Raw genomic sequence first — 21,186 nt, forward strand, 5'->3', positions numbered from 1 at the left:
ATGTTATTGGTTCTATCCGAAGTATGCCCTTGTCGCATGATTGAGGGGCGAGCATCATGGGGACATGACGAGTGCAACGACGGCCACAAGCCGCACAACTTCCCGCCCCCTCTCACCGGCCCTACAGCGGGCCATCGAGAGCTTCGAAGCCCCGCGCGGATTCCTCGCGGTGGCCTCGATCGGTCTCCCCACCAGTGAGACCGTCGCAGCCCAGAAGGCCGACCTCGATCTCTGGTCGGCGGCCAAGCGCGATCCGATGGACTACGACGCCGTGATCGAACGCACGCGCGGCTACTATGCGTCGCTCGTCGGCGTCTCACCCGACCGCGTCGCGACGGGCTCGCAGACCTCCGTCATGACGAGTCTCGTCGCCGCGGCGGTTCCGGATGGCGCGGAGGTGCTCTGCGTCGACGGCGACTTCTCCTCGATCGTGTTCCCCTTCCTCGAGCGCAAGCCGATCCGGGTGCGCAACGTGCCGCTCGCCGCGCTCGCCGCGTCCATCACGGACGAGACCTGGCTCGTCGTGTTCTCGCACGTGCAATCGGCGACCGGCCAGGTCGCAGATGTCGCCGCGATCCTCGAGGCGGCCGCGGCCCACGACACCTTCACCTTCTGCGACACCACCCAGTCGGCCGGGGTGCACCCGGTCGATGCCTCCCTCTTCGATGCGACCGTGTGCCACAGCTACAAGTGGCTGTGCTCGCCCCGCGGGGTCGCCTTCCTCACGCTGAGCGAGCGGTTCGACGCCCTCCTCACGCCGCTCCAGGCCGGCTGGTACGCCGGCGACGACGTTTGGAAATCCTGCTACGGGCCGCAGATGCACCTCGCCTCGAACGCGCGGCGTTTCGACGTGTCCCCGGCCTGGCCGGCGTGGGTGGGGGCCGAGCCGGCCATCCGCCTGTTCTCGCAGCTCGACATCGAGGAGGTGTGGGCGTTCACGTCCGGTCTCGGCGACGCGTTGTGCGACGGCCTCGGCATCCCGCAGCAGCACCAGGCGATCGTCACCTGGGCCGACCCGGAGGGTGCCGACCTGCGGAAGCTGATCGGCGCGGGGATCAAGGCCTCCGGACGAGCGGGTCGACTGCGAGCCTCGTTCCACCTGTGGAACGACGAGAGCGACGTGGCCGCCGTCCTGGCGGCGCTCCGCTAGTCGATTTCCCCCTGTGACCGGCCCATTTGGCCGGTCCGTTTGTGCGCGCTAGAATGCCTTATGGTCACTTTGACCTTTACTCCCGCGGAGGCATTCATGACGGCGACGGCTCGCACGGTCCCTGCCGATTCCGCCAGCGCCGATTCCTCCCGTGCCGACGCCGCTAGCGCGGACTCGGCGAGAATCTCGCTCGCCGTCTCCACGGTGATCTTCGCCCTGCGCGCGGATGCGGATGCGACGGCCGCCTCGCTGCGACTCCCGCTCGTGCGCCGCATCAGGGAGCCGTTCAAGGGGCGTTGGGCGTTGCCGGGCGGCCCGATCGAGGCGGCCGAGAGTCTGTCCGCCGCCGCCGGGCGAAACCTCGTGGAGACGACGGGGCTGCGGCCCACCTACCTCGAACAGCTCTACGCGTTCGGGGATGTCGACCGTTCACCCGGCGATCGCGTCGTGTCGATCGTCTACTGGGCCCTCGTACGCAGCGAGGAGGCCGACCTGGCCGCCGAGGGCGACAACGTGCGCTGGTTCCCCGCCGACGACCTGCCAGACCTCGCCTTCGACCACAACACGATCGTCGACTACGCCCTCTGGCGCCTGCGCACCAAGATGGAGTACAGCCGCATCGCGCACGCCTTCCTCGGCGAGACGTTCACCCTCTCCGAACTGCGCGAGGTGCACGAGGCGGTTCTGCGCAGGCCCATCGACCCGGCCAACTTCCGTCGGCAGATGGAGGGCTCGAAGGCGATCATCGCCACCGACCAGCTCCTCACCGGCGGGCGTCATCGTCCGCCCCGCCTCTATCGATACAACGCCTCGGTCGAGTTGACCGACAACGGGCCACTCACCAGTTCCTGAACCGTCGACCCCACCACCCTCCGAGGAGCCATCTTGTCGTCCGTCGACACCACCATCCAACTGATCAGCGCGAACGAGATCGACGGCGAGGTCTGCAGCACCGACCTCGCGGAGGGCCCGTGGGTCTTCGACCTGCTCGCTGAGCCGGGGTACGGTCCCGGCTCGTCGATGCACGACGAGATCCCGGCCGAGACTCCCCGTCAGGGCGAGATCCCCGCCGAGTACCGTGAGGCATCGGACGAGGAGCTGGAGGCGCGCATCTTCGCCGCGAAGGAGACCCTCGGCGACCGCGTCGTCGTGCTCGGCCACTTCTACCAGCGCGACGAGGTCGTGCGGTATGCGGACTTCGTCGGAGACTCGTTCCAGCTCGCGAACGCCGCCCGGTCGAAGCCGCAGGCCGAGGCCATCGTGTTCTGCGGTGTGCACTTCATGGCCGAGACCGCCGACATCCTCGCCCGTCCGGATCAGGCGGTGATCCTGCCCAACCTCGCCGCCGGCTGCTCGATGGCCGACATGGCCGACATCGACTCGGTCGCCGAGTGCTGGGAACAGCTCGAAGCCCTGTATGGCACCGAGCCGGATGCCGACGGCCGCGTGCCCGTGATCCCGGTCACCTACATGAATTCCTCGGCGGCCCTCAAGGGCTTCTGCGCCGAGCACGGTGGCATCGTGTGCACCTCGTCGAACGCGGCGACGGTGCTCGAGTGGGCCTTCGAGCGCGGCCAGCGGGTGCTGTTCTTTCCCGACCAGCACCTCGGGCGCAACACCGCCAAGGCCATGGGCGTGCCCGTGGAGCTCATGCCGATGTGGAATCCACGCAAGCCGCTCGGCGGAAACGAGGCTCAGGAGCTCGAGGACGCCCGGGTGATCCTGTGGCACGGCTTCTGCTCGGTGCACAAGCGGTTCACCGTCGGCCAGATCGAGAAGGCGCGCGCGGAGTTCCCCGGCGTGCAGGTGCTCGTTCACCCCGAATGCCCGATGCCCGTCGTCGACGCCGCGGACGCCGCGGGCTCCACCGACTTCATCGGCAAGGCGATCGCGGCCGCCACCGAGCCGACGACGTTCGCGATCGGCACCGAGATCAACATGGTCAACCGGCTCGCCGCCCAGTACCCGCAGCACCGGATCTTCTGCCTCGACCCGGTGATCTGCCCGTGCTCCACGATGTACCGCATCCACCCCGCCTACCTCGCCTGGGTGCTCGAGGGCCTGGTGCGCGGCGAGACCATCAACCGCATCCGGGTGGCGGATGACGTGGCGGTGCCCGCCCGGGTGGCGCTCGAACGCATGCTCGCGGCGCGCCCCGGCGGCCCGAGCGAACGCGTGATCGGGGACTGACATGGGCAGCGTCATCGTGGTGGGAACCGGCATCGCCGGCCTCGTCGCCGCGCTCGAGGCCGGCCGGAGCCACGACGTGACGCTCGTGACCAAGGCGGAACTCGGCGAGAGCAACACGCGCTACGCCCAGGGCGGCATCGCCGCCGCGCTCTTTCCGGACGACAGCGTCGAGGCGCACATCCGGGACACCCTCGAGGCGGGGGCCGGGCTCAACGAGCGCGAGGCCGTGGCCGTGCTCTGCACGGAGGGCCCCGGCCGCATCCGCGACCTGATCCGCCTGGGCGTGGAGTTCGACCGGGAGAACGGCGAGCTCGCCCGCGGCCGGGAGGCGGCGCACTCGAGCGCGCGCATCCTGCACGCCGGGGGAGACGCCACCGGCGCGGTGATCGAACGCGCCCTGGTCGCCGCGGTGCGGGAGTCGGCGGCGAGCATCCGCGAATTCTGTTTCGTGCGCGACCTCGTCGTGCGCGACGGCCGGGTCGTCGGCATCGACGTGCTCGAGCGGGACGCCGCCGGGCGCGACGTGCCAGGACGGATCGAGGCGGATGCCGTGATCCTCGCGAGCGGCGGAGCCGGCCAGCTCTACCGGCACACCACCAACCCCTCGGTCGCGACCGGGGACGGAGCCGCCGCGGCCCTGCGTGCCGGCGCCGCCCTGAGCGACGTGGAGTTCTACCAGTTCCACCCGACCTCGCTCGCCGTGCCCGGCAACTTCCTCATCTCCGAGGCGGTGCGCGGTGAGGGCGCTGTCCTCGTCGATGCTCGGGGCCGACGCTTCATGGCGGACCGGCATCCGGATGCCGAACTCGCCCCGCGGGACGTCGTGGCGCGGGGGATCGCCCACCAGATGGCCGAGCAGGGCGGCGAGCCGGTCCTGCTCGACGCGACCGCGCTCGGAGCCGACTTCCTCGCCAGTCGGTTCCCCGGGATCACCCGGGTCTGCCGCGAGCACGGACTGGACTGGGGTCGCGAGCCCATCCCGGTCACTCCGGCCGCGCACTACTGGATGGGCGGCATCCGCACCGACGAGTGGGGACGCACCTCCCTGCCCGGCCTGTTCGCGGTCGGCGAGGTCGCCTGCACCGGGGTGCACGGCGCCAACCGGCTCGCCTCCAACTCCCTTCTCGAGTCGCTCGTGTTCGCCTGGCGGGCCGTGGGCGCCCTCAACCTCGCGGTTCACCCGCAGTTCGAGCGGCCGGAGGACGGCGCCGGCGCACTGAATTCGCCGGCTTCCGGCTCGACGGCGAGCGACTCGTTCACCCGCCCGGAACTGCAGCGGCTGCTCTGGGACGCCGCCGGACTCTTCCGCGACCGCTCGACCCTCGAGGGCGCGGCCGACCGCCTCGCCGGCTGGGCGCCCGCCGACGACACCGTCGCCTCCCTCGAGACCGCCAACCTGCTCGACCTCGGCCGCCTCGTCGTCGACGCCGCCCTCGAGCGCGAGGAGTCGCGCGGCGCCCACTACCGCTCAGACTTCCCGCTGCAGCGGCCAGAGTTCGCCCGGCACACCGCCTGGGCCAGAAGGGTCACCGTCCCATGCTGACATCCCACCAGATCGACCCCGTCGTCTCGGCGGCCCTCGCCGAGGACGCCCCGTGGGGCGACGTCACCTCGCAGTACCTCATCCCGGCCGAGGCACAGGCGACGGCGCGGCTCGTCGCCCGCGAGCCGGGGGTGTTCAGCGGCGGCGAGGTGTTCCGCGCGGCGATGCTGCTCACCGACCCGACGATCCGGGCGACCATCGCCGTTCCCGATGGCGAGGCCTTCGCGAGCGGTGCGGTCCTCGCCGAGGTGACCGGGCCCGCCCGATCGGTGCTGCAGGCGGAGCGGGTGGCCCTCAATTTCGTGCAGCGGATGAGCGGGATCGCCACCCTCACCGCGCGTTTCGTCGCCGAGGTGGCCGGCACCCGGGCCCGCATCGTCGACACCCGCAAGACCACTCCCGGCCTGCGCGCGTTCGAACGGCACGCGGTGCGGTCGGGAGGTGGTCACAACCATCGGTTCTCGCTCTCCGACGCCGTGATGGCCAAGGACAACCATCTCGCGGTGCTCACCGCGGGCGGGCGCGACGTCACCGAGGCGCTGCTCGAGGTGCGTTCCCGGCTGCCGCACACCACGCACATCGAGGTGGAGGTCGACCGGATCGACCAGGTCGAGGCCGTGCTGGCCGCTGGGATCGACACGATCATGCTCGACAACTTCACGCTCGCCACGCTGCGCGAGGGGGTCGCCCTCGTCGCCGGCCGGGCCCTCGTCGAAGCCAGCGGATCGGTCGGCCTCGACACCGTCGCCTCGATCGCCGCCACCGGGGTGGACATCATCTCGGTGGGCGCGCTCACGCACAGCGTGCGATCCCTCGACCTGGGCCTCGACATCGAACTGCGCGACATCGACCTCTCGGACGCGTGATGTATCTCGACAATGCCGCGACCTCGCCCGTGCTCCGCGAGGTGCTCGAGGCGATGTGGCCGTACCTCACGGCGGACTTCGGCAACCCGTCGAGCCACCACGAGGTGGGGGAGGCGGCGGCACGAGGACTCGCCGCGGCACGGGAGAGGATCGCCGCGGCTCTCGATTGCCGAGCCGCCGAGATCGTGTTCACCTCAGGGGGAACCGAGGCCAACAACCTCGCCGTGAAGGGGATCGCCCTCGCGGCGCCGCGCGGGCGGCAGATCGTCACGACCGCAATCGAGCACGAGGCCGTTCTCGCGAGCTGTGACTACCTGCGCCGGTACCACGGCTTCGAGATCACCCTCCTGCCGCTCGGGGACGGCGGCCTCGTCGACCCGGACGTGGTCGCGGCGGCGCTGCGGCCGGACACCACCCTCGTCTCGATCATGCACGCCAACAACGAGATCGGCACCGTGCAGCCGATCCGCGCCATCGCGGACGTCGCGCGGGCCGCCGGGGTGCCGATGCACACGGATGCCGTGCAGTCCGCCCCCTGGCTCGAGGTGGGGCTGCGCTCCCTCGGCGTCGACGCCCTGAGCATCTCCGGCCACAAGCTCGGAGCGCCGAAGGGGAGCGGGCTGCTCGCGGTGCGCGGGGCGGTGCCGATCGAAGCGCTGCTGCACGGCGGCGGTCAGGAACGAGGGCGGCGATCCGGCACCGAGAACGTGGCGGGCGCGGTCGGCCTGGCCGAGGCCATCCGGTTGCGCGGTACGGTCGTCGGGGGAGGAGGCGAAGCCGTGCGGCGTTCGCGGGACGCGATCATCGACGGCGTGCTCCGTGTCGTGCCCGGGGCGTTCCTCACCGGGCATCGCGATGCCCGGCTCCCCGCCCACGCCTCGTTCTGTTTTCCGGGGACGAGTGGCGAGGCGGTGCTGCTCGAGCTCGAGCGGCGCGGGATCGTCTCGTCGAGCGGTTCGGCCTGCGCCGCAGGAAGCGACGACGCCTCCCACGTGCTCGTGGCCCTCGGCATCGACGACGACACCGCCAGGACGGCGGTGCGGTTCAGCCTCGATTCCACGGTGGACGAGGCGGATGCCGCACGAGTCGTGTCCGCGGTCGCCGACGCGGTCGCCGCCGTCGGGTCCCTGCGCTAGGCAGGGCGGCGCTCGCCGTCAGGAAGCTGACGGCGCTGACTCTGACGGCCGGCGCTCCGCGCGCTGGGTAAGCTGGGAGCCTTACCCCCCTTCGACCGCGCATCCAGCGCGGTATGACTCTTGGAGTTCTCCGTGGCCAACGCCTCCCCGCTCGATCCCGTCATCAACCTGGCCAAGCGCCGCGGATTTGTCTTCCAGGCCGGTGAGATCTACGGCGGCTCGCGCTCGGCGTGGGACTACGGGCCGCTCGGCACCGCGCTCAAGGAGAACATCAAGCGCCAGTGGTGGCAGTTCATGGTGCAGGGCCGGGACGACATCGTGGGCATCGACTCGTCGATCATCCTGCCGAAGCGCGTGTGGGAGGTCTCCGGCCACGTCGAGGTCTTCAGCGACCCCCTGGTCGAATCCCTGCACACCCACAAGCGGTACCGCGCCGACCACCTGCTCGAGGCCTACGAGGAGAAGCACGGCCATCCTCCGGTCAACGGTCTCGCCGACATCCGCGACCCGGACACCGGCCAGCCCGGCAACTGGACAGAGCCGCAGAACTTCTCCGGCCTGCTGAAGACCTTCCTCGGCCCGGTCGACAACGAGGAGGGCATGGCGTACCTCCGCCCGGAGACCGCGCAGGGCATCTTCACCAACTTCGCCAACGTGATGGGAGCCGCGCGCATGAAGCCGCCGTTCGGCATCGCGCAGGTGGGCAAGAGCTTCCGCAACGAGATCACGCCGGGCAACTTCATCTTCCGCACCCGCGAGTTCGAGCAGATGGAGATGGAGTTCTTCGTCGAGCCCGGCACCGACGAGGAGTGGTTCCAGTACTGGATCGACGCCTGCGAGGAGTGGTTCACCGACCTCGGGATCACGCCGGGCAACATCCGCCGGTTCGAACACCCGCAAGAGAAGCTGTCGCACTACTCCAAGCGCACCATTGACCTCGAGTACCGCTTCCGGTTCGCCGGCAGCGAGTGGGGCGAGCTCATGGGCGTCGCCAACCGCACAGACTTCGACCTGAAGACCCATTCCGAGGGCTCCGGCGTCGACCTCTCCTACTTCGACCAGACCAAGAACGAACGCTGGATCCCGTACGTGATCGAGCCGGCGTTCGGACTCACCCGGGCGCTGATGGCCTTCCTGGTCGACGCCTACCACGAGGACGAGGCGCCCAACACGAAGGGCGGCGTCGACAAGCGCACCGTGCTGCGGCTCGACCGCAGACTCGCGCCGGTGAAGGTCGCCGTCTTGCCGCTCTCCCGCAACGAGCTGCTCTCGCCGGTGGCGAAGGCCCTCGCGGCCGACCTGCGCAAGTACTGGAACATCGACTTCGACGACGCCGGGGCGATCGGGCGCCGCTATCGCCGCCAGGATGAGATCGGTACGCCGTTCTGCATCACCGTTGACTTCGACACGCTCGAGGACAACGCGGTGACCGTGCGCGAACGCGACTCGATGGCGCAGGAGCGCATCTCGCTCGATCGAGTGCGCGGGTACCTCGCCGAGCAACTGATCGGCGCCTAGCGGGAATACCGGCCGGGGTGAGGCGTTTGCTTGAGGGTGAGTGAACCCATCAAGGTAGACATTTGGTCAGACGTGCAGTGCCCGTGGTGCTACATCGGCAAGCGCAAGTTCGAGGCGGGGGCCGCCCAGTTCGGCGGAGACGTCGAGGTGGAGTATCACTCGTTCGAGCTCTCCCCGGACACCCCGGTCGACTTCGACGGCACGCCGGTCGACTACCTCAGCCAGCGTAAGGGTCTGCCCATCGACCAGGTGGAGAAGATGCTCGAGCGGGTGACCGGCATCGCCGCGAGCGTCGGCCTCGACTACGACTTTGACCACGTGCACCAGACCAACACGGTCAAGGCTCACGAACTCATCCACTATGCGAAGGCGCAGGGTCGTCAGCTCGACATGAAGGAGCGCCTGCTCAAGGCCTACTTCGTCGACGGGCGGCACGTGGGCCGCATCGAGGATCTCGCCGATCTCGCCGCCGAGATCGGCCTCGACCGTGCGGACGTGGTGCGCGCCCTCGAGTCGAATCGGTACCTGGCCGACGTGAAGGCCGACGTGGCCCTCGCCACCGAATACGGCATCCAGGGGGTGCCGTTCTTCGTGATCGACGGCAAGTACGGGGTGTCAGGCGCCCAGGACGCCGAAACGTTCGCTAACGTGCTCACACAGGTTCGCACCGAGAGAGAAGCCACATCATGACGGATTCCCAGACTCTTCCGCTTCACATCGTGGGGGATCCGAATGCCGCCTCCTGCGACGGGGACTTCTGCGCGATCCCCGACCACCACGAGCAGGCCGTGGTCAACCGTCGCCTCGACGAAGACCTCGTCTAGGGCAACACCGTCGAGAACCGCGTCAGGCGCTGATGTCGGCGACGGTCGCGTCGAAGGCCGCGATCAGTGCGTCGGCATCGAGGAACGCGCTGAAGCCGGGTTCCCCGGCGCCGAGCGCGACTCGAGCGCCCGCGATCACGGCATCGACGTAGACGGGCCACGCAGAGCTGCTGCCGAGCGGCGTGATCGTGCCTCGTTCGTAGCCGGTGGCCTCGAGGGCCAATTCGGCGGTGGGCAGGGAGAGCTTGTTGACCCCGACGATCGCGCGAAGCTTCGACCAGGAGATCTGCCGGTCGCCGGGGATGAGCGCGAAGAGGTACTCGTTCGGGGCGTCCGACGGGGTGTGCCGACGCACGACGAGGGTCTTGACGATGCCCCTCGGGTCGATGCCGAGAAGCGCCGCCGCCTCCTCGAGGGAACCGGCCGCCGGCCGCTCGACGAACTCGACATCGAGTCCGCGGGCCTCGGCGTCCGCCAGCACTCTGGCGCGTCCGACTGGGTCTGTCATTGCTTCTCGCGGCTTTCTGGGAGAATTGAGCGGTGACCATCCTCGCCACCGCACCTCCCAGCCTACAGATCGGGCGCATCCCGCTCGCTGTGCCTGTCGTGCTCGCGCCCATGGCGGGAATCACCAACACCGCGTTCCGCCGGCTGTGCCGCGAGTTCGGCGCCGGCCTCTACGTCTCCGAGATGATCACCAGCCGCGCGCTCGTCGAGCGCACGGAGGGATCGATGCGCCTCATCAAGCACCACGAGTCGGAGACGACCCGCAGCATCCAGTTGTACGGGGTCGACCCCAAGACGGTCGCGGAGGCCGTGACCATGCTCGTGGCCGAGGATCGTGCCGACCACATCGACCTGAACTTCGGATGCCCGGTGCCGAAGGTCACCCGTAAGGGCGGGGGAGCCGCGCTGCCCTGGAAGCTCGACCTGTTCCGCGACATCGTCGCGCGCGCCGTGAAGGCGGCCGGAGATCTGCCACTCACCGTGAAGATGCGCAAGGGCATCGACTCCGACCACCTCACCTACCTCGAGGCCGGACGCATCGCCGAGGACGCCGGCGTCGCGAGCATCGCCTTGCACGCGCGCACCGCCTCGGAGTTCTACAGCGGCCACGCCGACTGGGCGGCAATCGCAACGCTCAAGCAGGTCGTCACGAGCGTTCCGGTGCTCGGCAACGGGGACATCTGGTCGGGAGAGGACGCGATCCGCATGGTCGAGGAGACCGGATGCGACGGAGTCGTCGTCGGCCGCGGTTGTCTCGGTCGCCCGTGGCTCTTCGGCGACCTCGCTGCCGCCTTCGAGGGCAAGACCGACATCGCCCAGCCGAGCCTCGGCACCGTCGCGGCCACGCTGCGGCGGCACACCGAGCTGCTCGTCGAGTTCTTCGACGGCGACGAGGATCGTGCCTGCCGCGACATCCGCAAGCACGTCGCCTGGTACTTCAAGGGCTACCCGGTGGGTGGCGACCTGCGCGCGAGCCTCGCCACTGTGCAGAGCCTGCAGCAGATGGACGACCTTCTCGGCACCCTCGACGGGGAGCAGCCGTACCCCGGCGAGGCAGCCGAGGGTCCGCGCGGCCGGGCGGGAACGCCCAAGCGGCCCTCGCTGCCGGACGGCTGGCTGCTGAGCCGTGAGCTCGCCGACGCACACCGGGCGGAACTCGCCGAAGCCGAACTGAGCAACAGCGGTGGTTGAGCACGGGTACGGCGAGCACGACACCGCCCGCTGGTTTCCCGAGGAGCATTCGAGCCGTCGCAGCGACTTCGCCCGGGACCGCGCGCGGCTGCTGCACTCGAGCGCGCTGCGCAGGCTAGCCGCGAAGACCCAGGTGTTGAGCCCAGCGGCCGGCCTCGACTTCGCCCGCAACCGGCTCACCCATTCCCTCGAGGTCGCCCAGGTCGGCCGCGAACTCGCCACGAGCCTGGGGCTGGACCCGGATGTCGTGGACACGGCGTGCCTCGCCCACGACCTCGGGCATCCGCCGTTCGGTCACAATGGCGAACGCGCCCTCAACGCCTGGGCGACCGACATCGGCGGATTCGAGGGCAACGCGCAGACGCTGAGACTGCTGACCAGGATCGAGCCGAAGGTGTTCGGGCCGGACGGGCGTTCGTACGGCCTCAACCTCACCCGCGCGAGCCTCGATGCGAGCTGCAAGTACCCGTGGCCGGACACCGCCTCGGTGGGGGACCCGAGCGGCCGAGCCAAGTTCGGCTTCTATGCGGACGACGCCGAGGCCTTCGGCTGGCTGCGCGAGGGCGCTCCGGAGAGGCGGCTCTGCATCGAGGCCCAGGTGATGGACCTCTCCGACGACATCGCGTACTCCGTGCACGACTTCGAGGACGCGGTGGTGAGCGGCTACATCGACGTGAAGGCGCTCGGCGCGCGCGTCGACCACGACGAGCTGGTGGAGTCGATGTTCGTCTGGATCGGCGGCGAACTCGGTCACGACGAACTCATCGCGGCGTTCGACCGCCTCGATTCGCTCGACGTCTGGATCGACCGCTGGGACGGCAGCCGCATCGACCAGGGCCGGCTGAAGAACCTCACCTCCCAGCTCATCGGACGCTTCGCCGGTGCGGCCGTCGCCGCCACCCGGGCGCTCGGTGGGGACGGCAGCCTCATCCGGTTCACCGCCAACATGGTCGTCCCGCGGGAGATCCAGGCGGAGATCGCGGTACTCAAGGGCATCGTCGCCGCGTTCGTCATGTCGCGGAACACGAGGCAGCCCATCTACAGCCAGCAGCGCGAGGTGCTCACCGATCTCGCGGACGCCCTGTACGCCCGCGGCGAGGCGGACCTCGACCCCGGATTCGCCGCCGACTGGCGCGCGGCGGAGACGGGTGCCGCCCGCAAGCGCGCCGTCGTGGACCAGGTCGCGTCGCTCACCGACCAGTCGGCCATGGCCTGGCACGAGCGGATCGTCGGCTAAGACCGCCGCGGTCTCTTCGGACGCGACCTGCTCGGGTTGCGCCTCCAGTTCTCCCTGCCGTCCTCCATTTGCGCCTCCGCTTGTGCAGGACGCCCGCCGCTCCCGTTGTGCAGGACGCCGTATGGGTCTGCCGGTGGTCGGGTCAGACACTCCAGTTGTGCAGGACGCATGGGTAGATGGTGCCCGGGTTGCAGACTCCAGTTATGCAGGACAGCCCTTCGTCCGCGGGGTGTCCTGCAGAACTGGAGTCTCTGAGGCGGGGGCGCGGGGAGCGGGGGTGCGCGGGCCGTCCTGCACAACCGGAGTCGAACGGCCAGGCGCCGGGAATCCACAGCGAGAGCGCCAGCGCGGTTAGCGTCGCCGAGCGAACCTAGAATGAGCAGGTGCCCGGCCTCATAAGACGAAACGATATCGATGAGGTCCGAGCGCGTATCAACATCGCCGACATCGTGGGCGACTACGTCACGCTGAAGGGCGCCGGCGTCGGATCGCTCAAGGGCCTCTGCCCCTTTCACGACGAGCGCAGCCCGAGCTTCCACGTGCGCCCGCAGGTGGGCCGCTATCACTGCTTCGGGTGCGGGGAAGACGGCGATGTCTTCAGCTTCCTGCAGAAGATGGACCACACCACCTTCACCGAGGCGGTGGAGCGGATGGCCGCGAGGGTCGGCTACGAACTTCACTACGAGGACGGCGGGCAGGCCAACAGCGACCACGGCAACCGTGCCCGCATCCTCGCCGCCAACCAGGCGGCCGCCGAGTATTTCGTCGCCCAGCTGACCACGCCCGATGCCGAGCCGGCCAGGGCGTTCCTCGGCCAGCGCGGCTTCGATCCGGGCGCCGCCCAGCGTTTCGGCGTCGGGTTCGCACCGAAGTCCGGTCTCACGAAGCACCTCAAGTCGCTGGGCTACAGCGATGCCGAGCTCGTCGCTGCCGGGCTCGTCGGCGAGGGCGAGCGAGGGAGCACCTACGACAGGTTCCGCGGCCGGCTCGTCTGGCCGATCCGCGACGTGACCGGCCAGACCCTCGGCTTCGGTGCGCGCAAGCTCCTGGATGACGACAAGGGCCCCAAATACCTCAACACCCCCGAGACGGCGGTCTACCACAAATCGCAGGTGCTCTACGGTCTCGACCTGGCCAAGCGGGACATCTCGCGCGGGCGCCAGGTCGTGGTGGTGGAGGGCTACACCGACGTGATGGCCTGCCACCTCGCAGGCATCACCACGGCCGTGGCCACGTGTGGCACGGCGTTCGGAGTCGACCACATCAAGGTGATCCGCCGGGTGCTCGGCGATGTCGACAACGCGGACTCCCGCGGCCTCGGCGAGGTCATCTTCACCTTCGACCCCGACGAGGCCGGGCAGAAGGCCGCGAGCCGCGCGTTCAGCGAGGAGCAGCGCTTCGCCGCGCAGACCTTCGTGGCCGTGGCGCCCGACGGGCTCGACCCCTGCGACCTTCGGCTCGAACGCGGGGACGACGCGGTGCGCCGCCTGATCGCGGCGAAGAAGCCCATGTTCGAGTTCATGATCCGGCGCGTGCTCGCCGGCCACAACCTCGACACCGTGGAGGGCCGGGTCGCCGCCCTGCGGGCGACAGCGCCGGTCGTCGCCGGCATCCGCGACCAGGCTCTCAGCATCGGCTACGTGCGCACTCTCGCCGGCTGGCTCGGCATGGACCTCGGCGAGGTCGGACGAGCGGTCGCCTCGGCGCACGGCAAGACTCCGGAGGCTCAGAAGCCCCGCTACGGCACGGAGGCGGCCCCCGCGGCGGCCCCGGTGGAGAACGGCCCGTCGCTCGTGCACCTGCCGACCGACCCGTCGACGCGGCTGGAGCGGGACTCGCTCATGGCGATCCTGCAGCATCCGGAGATCATCGGGATCGACCTGGCCCAGCGCGCCAGCCGCGCGGCCTACGCGAATCCCTCGCTCGCGGTGGTGCGGGACGGAATCGCGGCCAGCATGGACGCCTTCGACTCGCCGGAATGGCTCGACCGGGTGATCGCCGAGGTACCAGCCCCGTTCGCGATGCTGGTCAAGGAGCTCGGAGTCGCCCCCCTGCCAGAGAAGGAGGGCCGGGACCTCACCGCCTACTGCAGGGGCGTCACCGCGAACCTGATCGAGCGTGACCTGCTGCGGCGCAAGGCCGAACTGCTCGGGCGCCTCCAGCGCACCGATGCGGCCGCCGACCCTGGCGGGTACCGCGAGGTGCAGGTCGAACTGGTGCGCATCGAGGCCGAGCGCCGCGAACTCCGTTCGGAGTAATTCGCCGCAATTGCGGTGAGCGTTGTTGCAGTCGAATAAACATTGGTCAGTATCGGCCCCCTCGATTGGTCGCGCTCGTCCGAACTGTGTTACCAAGGAGTCATACAGCAGTGCCCTGGCGTGCCATTCGAGGCACACCTTTGTGTTCAATACGAGAGAGGCAGACGGATATGACATCCGCATCCACGTTCCGCAAGCGAACGCTCGCCGTGCTGGGGGGCACCGCAATTGCGGCGCTCGCCCTGTCCGGCTGCGCCGCCGGCGGTGGCTCTACCACCGGCAAGACGGCAGCAACGTCCCTCACCGTCGGCACGACCGACAAGGTGACGTCGCTGGACCCGGCCGGTTCGTACGACAACGGCTCGTTCGCCGTGATGAACCAGGTCTATCCGTTCCTCATGAACTCGAAGCCGGGAACCTCCGATGTCGAGGCCGACATCGCGGAGTCCGCCAAGTTCACGGCTCCCACCGAGTTCACCGTGGTGCTGAAGAAGGGACTCACCTTCGCCAACGGCGACAAGCTCACCTCCTCCGACGTGAAATTCTCCTTCGACCGTCAGATCAAGATCGCGGATGAGAACGGCCCGTCGACCCTGCTCTACAACCTCGAGAGCACCGAGGCGAAGGACGACACCACCGTCGTCTTCCACCTGAAGGCCGCGAACGACCAGATCTGGCCCCAGATCCTGTCCAGCCCAGCCGCCCCGATCGTCGACGAGCAGGTATTCTCGGCCGACAAGGTCACCAGTGACGACGACATCGTGAAGGGCAAGGCCTTCGCGGGCCAGTACACGATCGGCAGCTACAAGTTCAACCAGCTCGTTCAGTTCAAGGCGTTCTCGGGCTACAAGGGTCTTCTCGGCGCTCCGAAGACGGCCACGATCAACCTCAAGTACTACACGGACCAGTCGAACATGAAGCTGGATGTGCAGAAGGGCGGCATCGACGTCGCCTCGCGGAGCCTCTCCGCGACAGACGTCGCCGACCTGAAGAAGGACTCGGCGGTGAAGGTCACGACGGGCCCGGGTGGAGAGATCCGCTACATCGTCTTCAACTTCGACACCCAGCCCTTCGGTGCCAAGGCCACGGGCGCTGACCCGGCCAAGGCTCTCGCCGTACGCCAGGCCGTGGCCGACCTCGTCGACCGCCAGGCGATCGCCGACCAGGTCTACAAGGGCACCTACCTGCCGCTCTACTCCTACGTTCCGGCCGGACTCACCGGCGCCAACACGGCGCTCAAGGGCCTCTACGGAGACGGCAAGGGTGGACCCGACGGTGCAAAGGCGAAGTCGACCCTGACCGCGGCCGGCATCACCGCTCCCGTCGTGCTGAACCTCCAGTACAACCCGGACCACTACGGTGCATCCTCGGGCGACGAGTACGCGCTCGTGAAGAGCCAGCTCGAAAAGGGCGGACTGTTCACCGTCAACCTGCAGTCGACCGAGTGGGTCACCTACTCGAAGGACCGCACGAAGGACGCGTACCCGGAGTACCAGCTCGGCTGGTTCCCCGACTACTCGGACGCAGACAACTACCTGTCACCGTTCTTCGCGAAGGACAACTTCCTCGCGAACCACTACGACAACGCCGAAGTCGACTCGCTGATCAAGGCCCAGGCCGTGGAGGCCGACAAGGCAAAGCGCACCAAGGACATCGAGACCATCCAGGACAAGGTTGCCGCTGACCTGTCCACGGTCCCACTGCTTCAGGGCGCGCAGGTCGCCGTTGCCGGGAAGGGCGTCTCGGGAGTCACCCTCGATGCGTCGTTCAAGTTCCGGTTCGGAACGCTGACGAAGTAGAACCAACCGCCGTCGAATCCCGGCGGCACAATAGCGCTGTAACGGCGCGTCAGATGACCGGCTAAAATCTCTTTAGCCGTAGACGGGGACGGTCCGCACCAGTTGCGGGTCGTCCCCGTTCTTTTCGCCGGACCCTCTCCAACGCCGCGGAGTGTCCTGACAGCCCAGATTGGTGACCATGACGACAACTGTGATTACGGCGGAGGCACCGGCGTCACCTCCCGCCCCGCGAAAGCGGAAGGCGGCCGGCGGCAGTCAACTCTGGCGATACCTCATCGTGCGGCTTCTGCTCATCCTTCCGACGGTCTTCATCCTCGTCACGATGGTCTTCATCCTCATGCGCACGATCGGCGACCCGATCACCGCCGCCCTCGGTGGCAGGCTGAGCGCGGTCCAACTGCAGGAGCGCATCCATGCCGCGGGATACGATCGCCCGATCCTGGTGCAGTACTTCGAGTATCTCGGCCAGATCTTCACCGGCAACTTCGGCACGACGATCAGCGACAACCAGCCCGTCACCAAGGTGCTGCTCACCTATGGCGGAGCCACCCTCGAGTTGGCGTTCTACGCCCTCATCGTCGCCTTCATCGTCGGAATCCCGCTCGGCATGCTCGCGGCCTATTTCCGTGACAAGTGGCCGGACGCCCTCTTCCGGGTCTTCGCCATCCTCTGCTACGCCACTCCGGTCTTCTTCGCGGGGCTCCTGCTCAAGCTGGTGTTCTCGGTCTGGCTGGGGATCCTCCCCGTCTCCGGTCGAGCGTCGACGAGCACGGAGCTCGACATCGAGTTGCTGCCCCACCCCACCGGCATCTACCTGATCGACGCGATCCAGACCGGAAATCCGGCCAACCTCGCGGATGTGCTCACCCACGCCATCCTTCCCGGGATCGCCCTCGGCCTCCTGACCGCGGGGATCTTCCTCCGGCTGGTGCGCACCAACGTCATCGGCACGCTGTCCGCCGACTACGTGGATGCCGCCCGCTCACGCGGGGTGAGCGAGTACCGGCTCGTGCGTCGGCACGCCTACAAGCCGGCGCTGATCCCCATCATCACCGTGATCGGGTTGCAGATCGCCCTGCTGCTGGGCGGCGCGGTGCTCACGGAGACGACCTTCGAGTGGAAGGGCCTCGGCTTCATGCTCGCCCAGTACCTCGGCGCCCGTGACTTCGTCGCCGTGCAGGGAATCGTCGCCCTCCTCGCGGTCGTCGTGGCCGTCACGAACTTCATCGTGGACGTCATCGCCGCTCTCATCGACCCCAGAGTGAGGTACTGATCGTGGCCATCGATACTGCTGACCAGGGCGTGGCCCTCACGCCGAGACGCCCGCTCTGGACGCGCATCCCCGTGGTGCACCAGGTGCGGCAGAGCGTGGGGCTCCAACGCGGGATGCTCGTCGCCGGACTGATCATCGTCGCGATCTTCGTTCTCACCTCCATCTTCGCCCCGCTGCTTGCCCCTTTCGGCTACTCCCAGCTCTCCGACGCGCACGGCAACTTCGGGGCGCAGAAGCCGCCGTCGGGTGCCCACCTCCTCGGGACGACGGTCGGCGGCTACGACGTGCTCTCCCGGGTGATCTGGGGATCGCAGACGGCGCTGTTCGTCATCGTCGTGGCGATCGTGCTCTCGATCTTCGCCGGCGTGCTCCTCGGAGTCGTCTCGGGCTATCTCGGCGGCTGGCTCGACCGCATCCTCGTCGTCGTCTGCGACGCGATCTACGCCTTCCCGACGCTGCTGCTCGCGATCGTGATGTCGATCGTGATCTCCGGAGGGCGGTCGAATCTCGTCGGAGGCGTCTTCGCCGCGGCGATTTCGATCACGGTGGTCTTCATCCCGCAGTACTTCCGGGTGATCCGGGCGGAGACCGTCCGCATCAAGGCCGAGGCCTTCGTCGAGTCCGCCAAGGTGCTCGGAGCCTCCTCCGGTCGAATCATGTTCCGACACATCCTGCGCAACGCGACCCGGACCCTGCCGCTGATCTTCACCCTCAACGCCTCGGAGGCCATCCTCACCCTGGCCGGACTCGGCTTCCTCGGCTTCGGTATCGAGCCCACGTCCGCGGCGGAGTGGGGCTACGACCTCAACAAGTCGATCTCCGATGTCACGAGCGGAATCTGGTGGACCTCGGTGTTCCCGGGGCTGGCGATCGTGCTCGCGGTGCTCGGGATGACCCTGGTCGGCGAGAGCCTCAACGACCTCGCGGATCCGCGTCTGCGGACCAGAAGGCGTGCCGTCGGCTCGCCGCCGCCCGCCCCGACCTCGGACACCGCCCCCGAGGCGAGCACGGATGTCGTCGGCGATCTCGCACTGGAGGTGCGCGAATGAGTTCACTTGCCCGCGGCGAACAGGCGGTCGGCATCACCGACCTCACCATCACCTTCGCGACCGACGGCGGCGATGTGCGCGCCGTCGACGGCGTGACCCTCTCGGTGAACGCGGGGGAGGTGCTCGCGATCGTCGGCGAGAGCGGCAGCGGGAAGACCGTGACAGCCAAGTCGATCCTCGGGCTCCTGCCGGAGACGGCCACGGCATCCGGTGTGGTGCTGCTCGGCCAGGACAACGTCGTCACTGTGAGCAAGGCCCGGCTGCGGGAGATCCGCGGCACGGGCGCGGCGATGGTCTTCCAGGAGCCGTCGACGGCGCTCAACCCCGTCTACACGGTCGGCTGGCAGATCGCGGAAGGACTGCACGCCCACGGCAAGTACACGCGGGCGGAGGCGAAGGCCAAGGCGATCGACATCCTCGAGAAGGTCGGCATCCCGGACGCGGCCAACCGGGTCAACTACTACCCGCACCAGTTCTCCGGCGGCCAGAAGCAGCGGGTCGTGATCGCGATGGCGCTCGTTCTCGACCCGGAGCTGATCGTCGCCGACGAGCCGACGACGGCCCTCGATGTGACGGTGCAGGCCGAGATCCTCGACCTGCTTCGTCGGCTGCGGGACGAATTCGACACGGCGATCGTGCTCATCACCCACAACATGGGAGTGGTGGCCGACCTCGCCGACCGCGTGGCCGTGATGTTCGAGGGCAAGGTCGTGGAGGAAGCGGACGCCACCTCCCTCTTTGAGAACCCGCAGCATCCGTACACGAAGAAGCTGCTCGCCGCCGTGCCCTACCTGGGCTCCGGCACGGTGCGAACGCAGGAGCGAGCGGCCGAGCGCGCCCTCACGACCTCCGAGCCGCTCGTGGTCGCGAAGGACCTCGTGATCGAGTACCCCGGCCGCCTCGGCAGGAAGGGCTTCCGCGCCGTCAACAGCGTGAGCTTCGAGATCGGCGCGCGCGAGGTGCTCGGCCTCGTCGGCGAGAGCGGATCGGGCAAGACCACCATCGGGCGGGCGATCGGCGGACTCACGAAGATCACGGGCGGCTCGCTCACGGTGCTCGGGCAGGAGATGCTCGGGGTGCACGAGCGCCGGTTCCGGCCGCTGCGACGCGACATCGGCTTCGTGTTCCAGGACCCGGCCACGAGCTTCAATCCGCTTCTGACGATTGCGGAGTGCGTGGCCGAGCCGCTCATCGTGCACGGCAAGTCGCCCAATGCCCGGGCGGCCCGCTCACGGGTGAACGAACTGCTCGAGGCGGTTCAATTGCCCAGGGCATTCGGCGACCGCTTCCCGCACGAACTGAGCGGCGGCCAACGGCAGCGGGCCTCCCTCGCCAGGGCACTCGCCCTGCAGCCGAAGCTGCTCATCGCCGATGAGCCGACGAGCGCGCTCGATGTCTCGGTGCAGGCGAAGGTGCTCGAACTGTTCGCCGAGCTGCAGAAGGAGTTCGGTTTCGCCGCGCTCTTCATCAGCCACGACCTCGCGGTCGTCGACATCCTCGCCGACCGAATCGCCGTGCTCTACCAGGGGCGACTCGTGGAGGAGGGGACGGGCGCCGAGGTGCTCGGAGCTCCGCAGCATCCGTACACCAAGCGGCTGCTCGCCTCGCTGCCCGTTCCGAACCCGGCCGAACAGGCGCTCCGACGCGAGGAACTGCGGCTCCTGCGGTCCGAGGAATAGCGTGGAGTCCCCGCCCGCGGGCCTGGTGGTGTCGGCACGTGACGTGTCGATCCGCTACCGAGCCAACAACACCCAGTCGCGTTTTCTCGCGGTGGGCGGGGTGAATCTGGATATCGCGGCGGGCGAGATCGTCGGACTTCTCGGCGAGTCCGGTTCTGGCAAGTCCACGCTCGCCGGGGCGATAGCCGGGGAGGCGGGGCTGATCGGTTCGGGCGAGGGCACCCCGGAGATCTGCGGGGGATCGCTGGAGGTGTTCGGCCGCGAGCTTCGCGGCATCGGCCGGCGTCGGCGCGATCGTCTCACCCTGAGGATCGGCTACCTGCGCCAGGACGAGGCCGAACGGCTGAGCCCGATCCTCACCGTCGCGGAAAACGTGGCCGAGCCGATCTTCCGACGGGACCGCAGATTCAACGTGCGCGAGGCGAACGCGGCCGTCGCCACCGCGATCGACGCGGTGCGACTGCCGCTGGGCCTGATGTCCCGGCTGCCGCACGAGCTCAGCAGCGGTCAGCGTCAGCGGGTGGCCCTCGCGCGGGCGCTCATCCTCGAGCCGGCGCTCCTCGTGGCCGACGAGCCCACCCGCGGTATCGATGCCCTGGTCCGGGACAGTGTTCTCGACACGATCGCGTCGCTCCAGCACGATCGGGTCTTCTCGGCGCTCATCGTGAGCAGCGAACTGTCCGTCGTCTCGCGGATCGCCAGCCGAGTCGTCGTGCTGCAGCACGGGGTCGTCGTGGGGGATGGCCCCATCGACGAGGTGTTCTCCGATCCGGAGGACTACTACGTGAAGGGGCTCGCCAAGGCCAGGCGGCTCGAGCGCTCGAGGGTGACACCGGCTCCGACGCACCCGGGTACCGAGGACCACCAAGGGGTGCAGCCGGAGGTCGTTGAGTCGATCGCCGACACCCGGCCTGCACCGAAACCGAAGAAGGCGCCAGGCGCCGGGAGATCAGCCACGTGACCACA

18 protein-coding genes are annotated in these 21,186 nt (G+C 68.7%); 17 read left to right on the top strand and 1 reads right to left on the bottom strand.

Annotated features, from left to right (window positions below; genetic code table 11):
• Positions 1–64 precede the first annotated feature (64 nt).
• From FVP33_RS00440 to FVP33_RS19375, 9 genes are all read left to right on the top strand, one after another.
• Positions 65–1,150: an aminotransferase class V-fold PLP-dependent enzyme gene (locus FVP33_RS00440; RefSeq protein ID WP_147781671.1), complete on the top strand. Its 1,086-nt coding sequence runs from the start codon at positions 65–67 to the stop codon at positions 1,148–1,150.
• 96 nt (positions 1,151–1,246) lie between these two features.
• Complete coding sequence (locus FVP33_RS00445) at positions 1,247–2,002, top strand: NUDIX hydrolase (RefSeq protein ID WP_147781672.1); 756 nt, start codon at positions 1,247–1,249, stop codon at positions 2,000–2,002.
• Positions 2,003–2,035: 33 nt separating this feature from the next.
• Positions 2,036–3,340 (top strand): quinolinate synthase NadA, encoded by a 1,305-nt coding sequence (gene nadA / locus FVP33_RS00450; RefSeq protein WP_147781673.1) that lies wholly within the window; start codon positions 2,036–2,038, stop codon positions 3,338–3,340.
• A 1-nt stretch (position 3,341) separates the two neighbouring features.
• On the top strand, positions 3,342–4,883 hold the full coding sequence (gene nadB / locus FVP33_RS00455; protein WP_147781674.1) for an L-aspartate oxidase: 1,542 nt from the start codon (positions 3,342–3,344) through the stop codon (positions 4,881–4,883).
• Positions 4,877–5,749 (top strand): carboxylating nicotinate-nucleotide diphosphorylase, encoded by an 873-nt coding sequence (gene nadC / locus FVP33_RS00460; RefSeq protein ID WP_147781675.1) that lies wholly within the window; start codon positions 4,877–4,879, stop codon positions 5,747–5,749. Before nadB ends, nadC begins: the two co-directional genes overlap by 7 nt.
• Positions 5,746–6,885, top strand: coding sequence for a cysteine desulfurase family protein (locus FVP33_RS00465; RefSeq protein WP_147781676.1), 1,140 nt, complete (start codon positions 5,746–5,748; stop codon positions 6,883–6,885). Before nadC ends, FVP33_RS00465 begins: the two co-directional genes overlap by 4 nt.
• Before the next feature lie 132 nt (positions 6,886–7,017).
• Complete coding sequence (locus tag FVP33_RS00470; protein ID WP_147781677.1) at positions 7,018–8,403, top strand: glycine--tRNA ligase; 1,386 nt, start codon at positions 7,018–7,020, stop codon at positions 8,401–8,403.
• Between the two features lie 36 nt (positions 8,404–8,439).
• Entirely contained in the window at positions 8,440–9,093 is a 654-nt protein-coding gene (locus FVP33_RS00475; RefSeq protein WP_147781678.1) for a DsbA family oxidoreductase, read from the top strand.
• Entirely contained in the window at positions 9,090–9,227 is a 138-nt protein-coding gene (locus FVP33_RS19375) for a hypothetical protein (RefSeq protein ID WP_187270516.1), read from the top strand. Before FVP33_RS00475 ends, FVP33_RS19375 begins: the two co-directional genes overlap by 4 nt.
• A gap of 22 nt (positions 9,228–9,249) precedes the next feature.
• Here the strand turns inward: FVP33_RS19375 and FVP33_RS00480 are convergent, their stop codons facing one another.
• Positions 9,250–9,735, bottom strand: coding sequence for an aminoacyl-tRNA deacylase (locus FVP33_RS00480; protein ID WP_147781679.1), 486 nt, complete (start codon positions 9,733–9,735; stop codon positions 9,250–9,252).
• Positions 9,736–9,767: 32 nt separating this feature from the next.
• Between FVP33_RS00480 and dusB the strand changes: the two genes are divergently transcribed.
• The 8 genes from dusB (at position 9,768) to FVP33_RS00520 (ending at position 21,181) form a co-directional block, all read left to right on the top strand.
• Positions 9,768–10,925 carry a tRNA dihydrouridine synthase DusB gene (gene dusB, locus FVP33_RS00485; RefSeq protein ID WP_147781680.1) on the top strand — a complete coding sequence of 386 codons (1,158 nt, stop codon included), beginning with the start codon at positions 9,768–9,770 and terminating at the stop codon, positions 10,923–10,925.
• Positions 10,918–12,162: a deoxyguanosinetriphosphate triphosphohydrolase gene (locus tag FVP33_RS00490; protein WP_147781681.1), complete on the top strand. Its 1,245-nt coding sequence runs from the start codon at positions 10,918–10,920 to the stop codon at positions 12,160–12,162. The genes dusB and FVP33_RS00490 overlap by 8 nt, the downstream gene beginning before the upstream one ends.
• Positions 12,163–12,545: 383 nt before the next feature.
• Positions 12,546–14,420, top strand: coding sequence for a DNA primase (gene dnaG, locus FVP33_RS00495; RefSeq protein WP_147781682.1), 1,875 nt, complete (start codon positions 12,546–12,548; stop codon positions 14,418–14,420).
• Positions 14,421–14,590: 170 nt separating this feature from the next.
• Positions 14,591–16,219: an ABC transporter substrate-binding protein gene (locus tag FVP33_RS00500; RefSeq protein WP_147781683.1), complete on the top strand. Its 1,629-nt coding sequence runs from the start codon at positions 14,591–14,593 to the stop codon at positions 16,217–16,219.
• Positions 16,220–16,397: 178 nt separating this feature from the next.
• The gene (locus FVP33_RS00505) at positions 16,398–17,492 is read left to right on the top strand and encodes an ABC transporter permease (RefSeq protein ID WP_147781684.1); all 1,095 of its coding nucleotides are present in this window, start codon (positions 16,398–16,400) and stop codon (positions 17,490–17,492) included.
• A gap of 113 nt (positions 17,493–17,605) precedes the next feature.
• Positions 17,606–18,541, top strand: a complete 936-nt coding sequence (locus FVP33_RS00510; protein ID WP_147781702.1) for an ABC transporter permease — start codon at positions 17,606–17,608, stop codon at positions 18,539–18,541.
• Positions 18,538–20,220 carry an ABC transporter ATP-binding protein gene (locus FVP33_RS00515; RefSeq protein WP_147781685.1) on the top strand — a complete coding sequence of 561 codons (1,683 nt, stop codon included), beginning with the start codon at positions 18,538–18,540 and terminating at the stop codon, positions 20,218–20,220. The genes FVP33_RS00510 and FVP33_RS00515 overlap by 4 nt, the downstream gene beginning before the upstream one ends.
• A 1-nt stretch (position 20,221) precedes the next feature.
• Positions 20,222–21,181: an ATP-binding cassette domain-containing protein gene (locus FVP33_RS00520; protein ID WP_281289352.1), complete on the top strand. Its 960-nt coding sequence runs from the start codon at positions 20,222–20,224 to the stop codon at positions 21,179–21,181.
• The last annotated feature ends 5 nt before the right edge of the window (positions 21,182–21,186 follow it).

It is taken from the genome of Lacisediminihabitans profunda (assembly GCF_008040105.1).
Classification (GTDB): Bacteria; Actinomycetota; Actinomycetes; order Actinomycetales; family Microbacteriaceae; genus Lacisediminihabitans; species Lacisediminihabitans profunda.

Bases quoted from the DNA above. Each gene is read 5' to 3' on its own strand.
- FVP33_RS00510 (WP_147781702.1), top strand. From the start codon at position 17,606: ATGCTCGTCGCCGGACTGATCATCGTCGCGATCTTCGTTCTCACCTCC.
- FVP33_RS00505 (WP_147781684.1), top strand. From the start codon at position 16,398: ATGACGACAACTGTGATTACGGCGGAGGCACCGGCGTCACCTCCCGCC.
- FVP33_RS00440 (WP_147781671.1), top strand. From the start codon at position 65: ATGACGAGTGCAACGACGGCCACAAGCCGCACAACTTCCCGCCCCCTC.
- FVP33_RS19375 (WP_187270516.1), top strand. From the start codon at position 9,090: ATGACGGATTCCCAGACTCTTCCGCTTCACATCGTGGGGGATCCGAAT.
- FVP33_RS00500 (WP_147781683.1), top strand. From the start codon at position 14,591: ATGACATCCGCATCCACGTTCCGCAAGCGAACGCTCGCCGTGCTGGGG.
- nadC (WP_147781675.1), top strand. From the start codon at position 4,877: ATGCTGACATCCCACCAGATCGACCCCGTCGTCTCGGCGGCCCTCGCC.
- FVP33_RS00445 (WP_147781672.1), top strand. From the start codon at position 1,247: ATGACGGCGACGGCTCGCACGGTCCCTGCCGATTCCGCCAGCGCCGAT.
- nadB (WP_147781674.1), top strand. From the start codon at position 3,342: ATGGGCAGCGTCATCGTGGTGGGAACCGGCATCGCCGGCCTCGTCGCC.
- FVP33_RS00480 (WP_147781679.1), bottom strand. From the start codon at position 9,735: ATGACAGACCCAGTCGGACGCGCCAGAGTGCTGGCGGACGCCGAGGCC.
- FVP33_RS00515 (WP_147781685.1), top strand. From the start codon at position 18,538: ATGAGTTCACTTGCCCGCGGCGAACAGGCGGTCGGCATCACCGACCTC.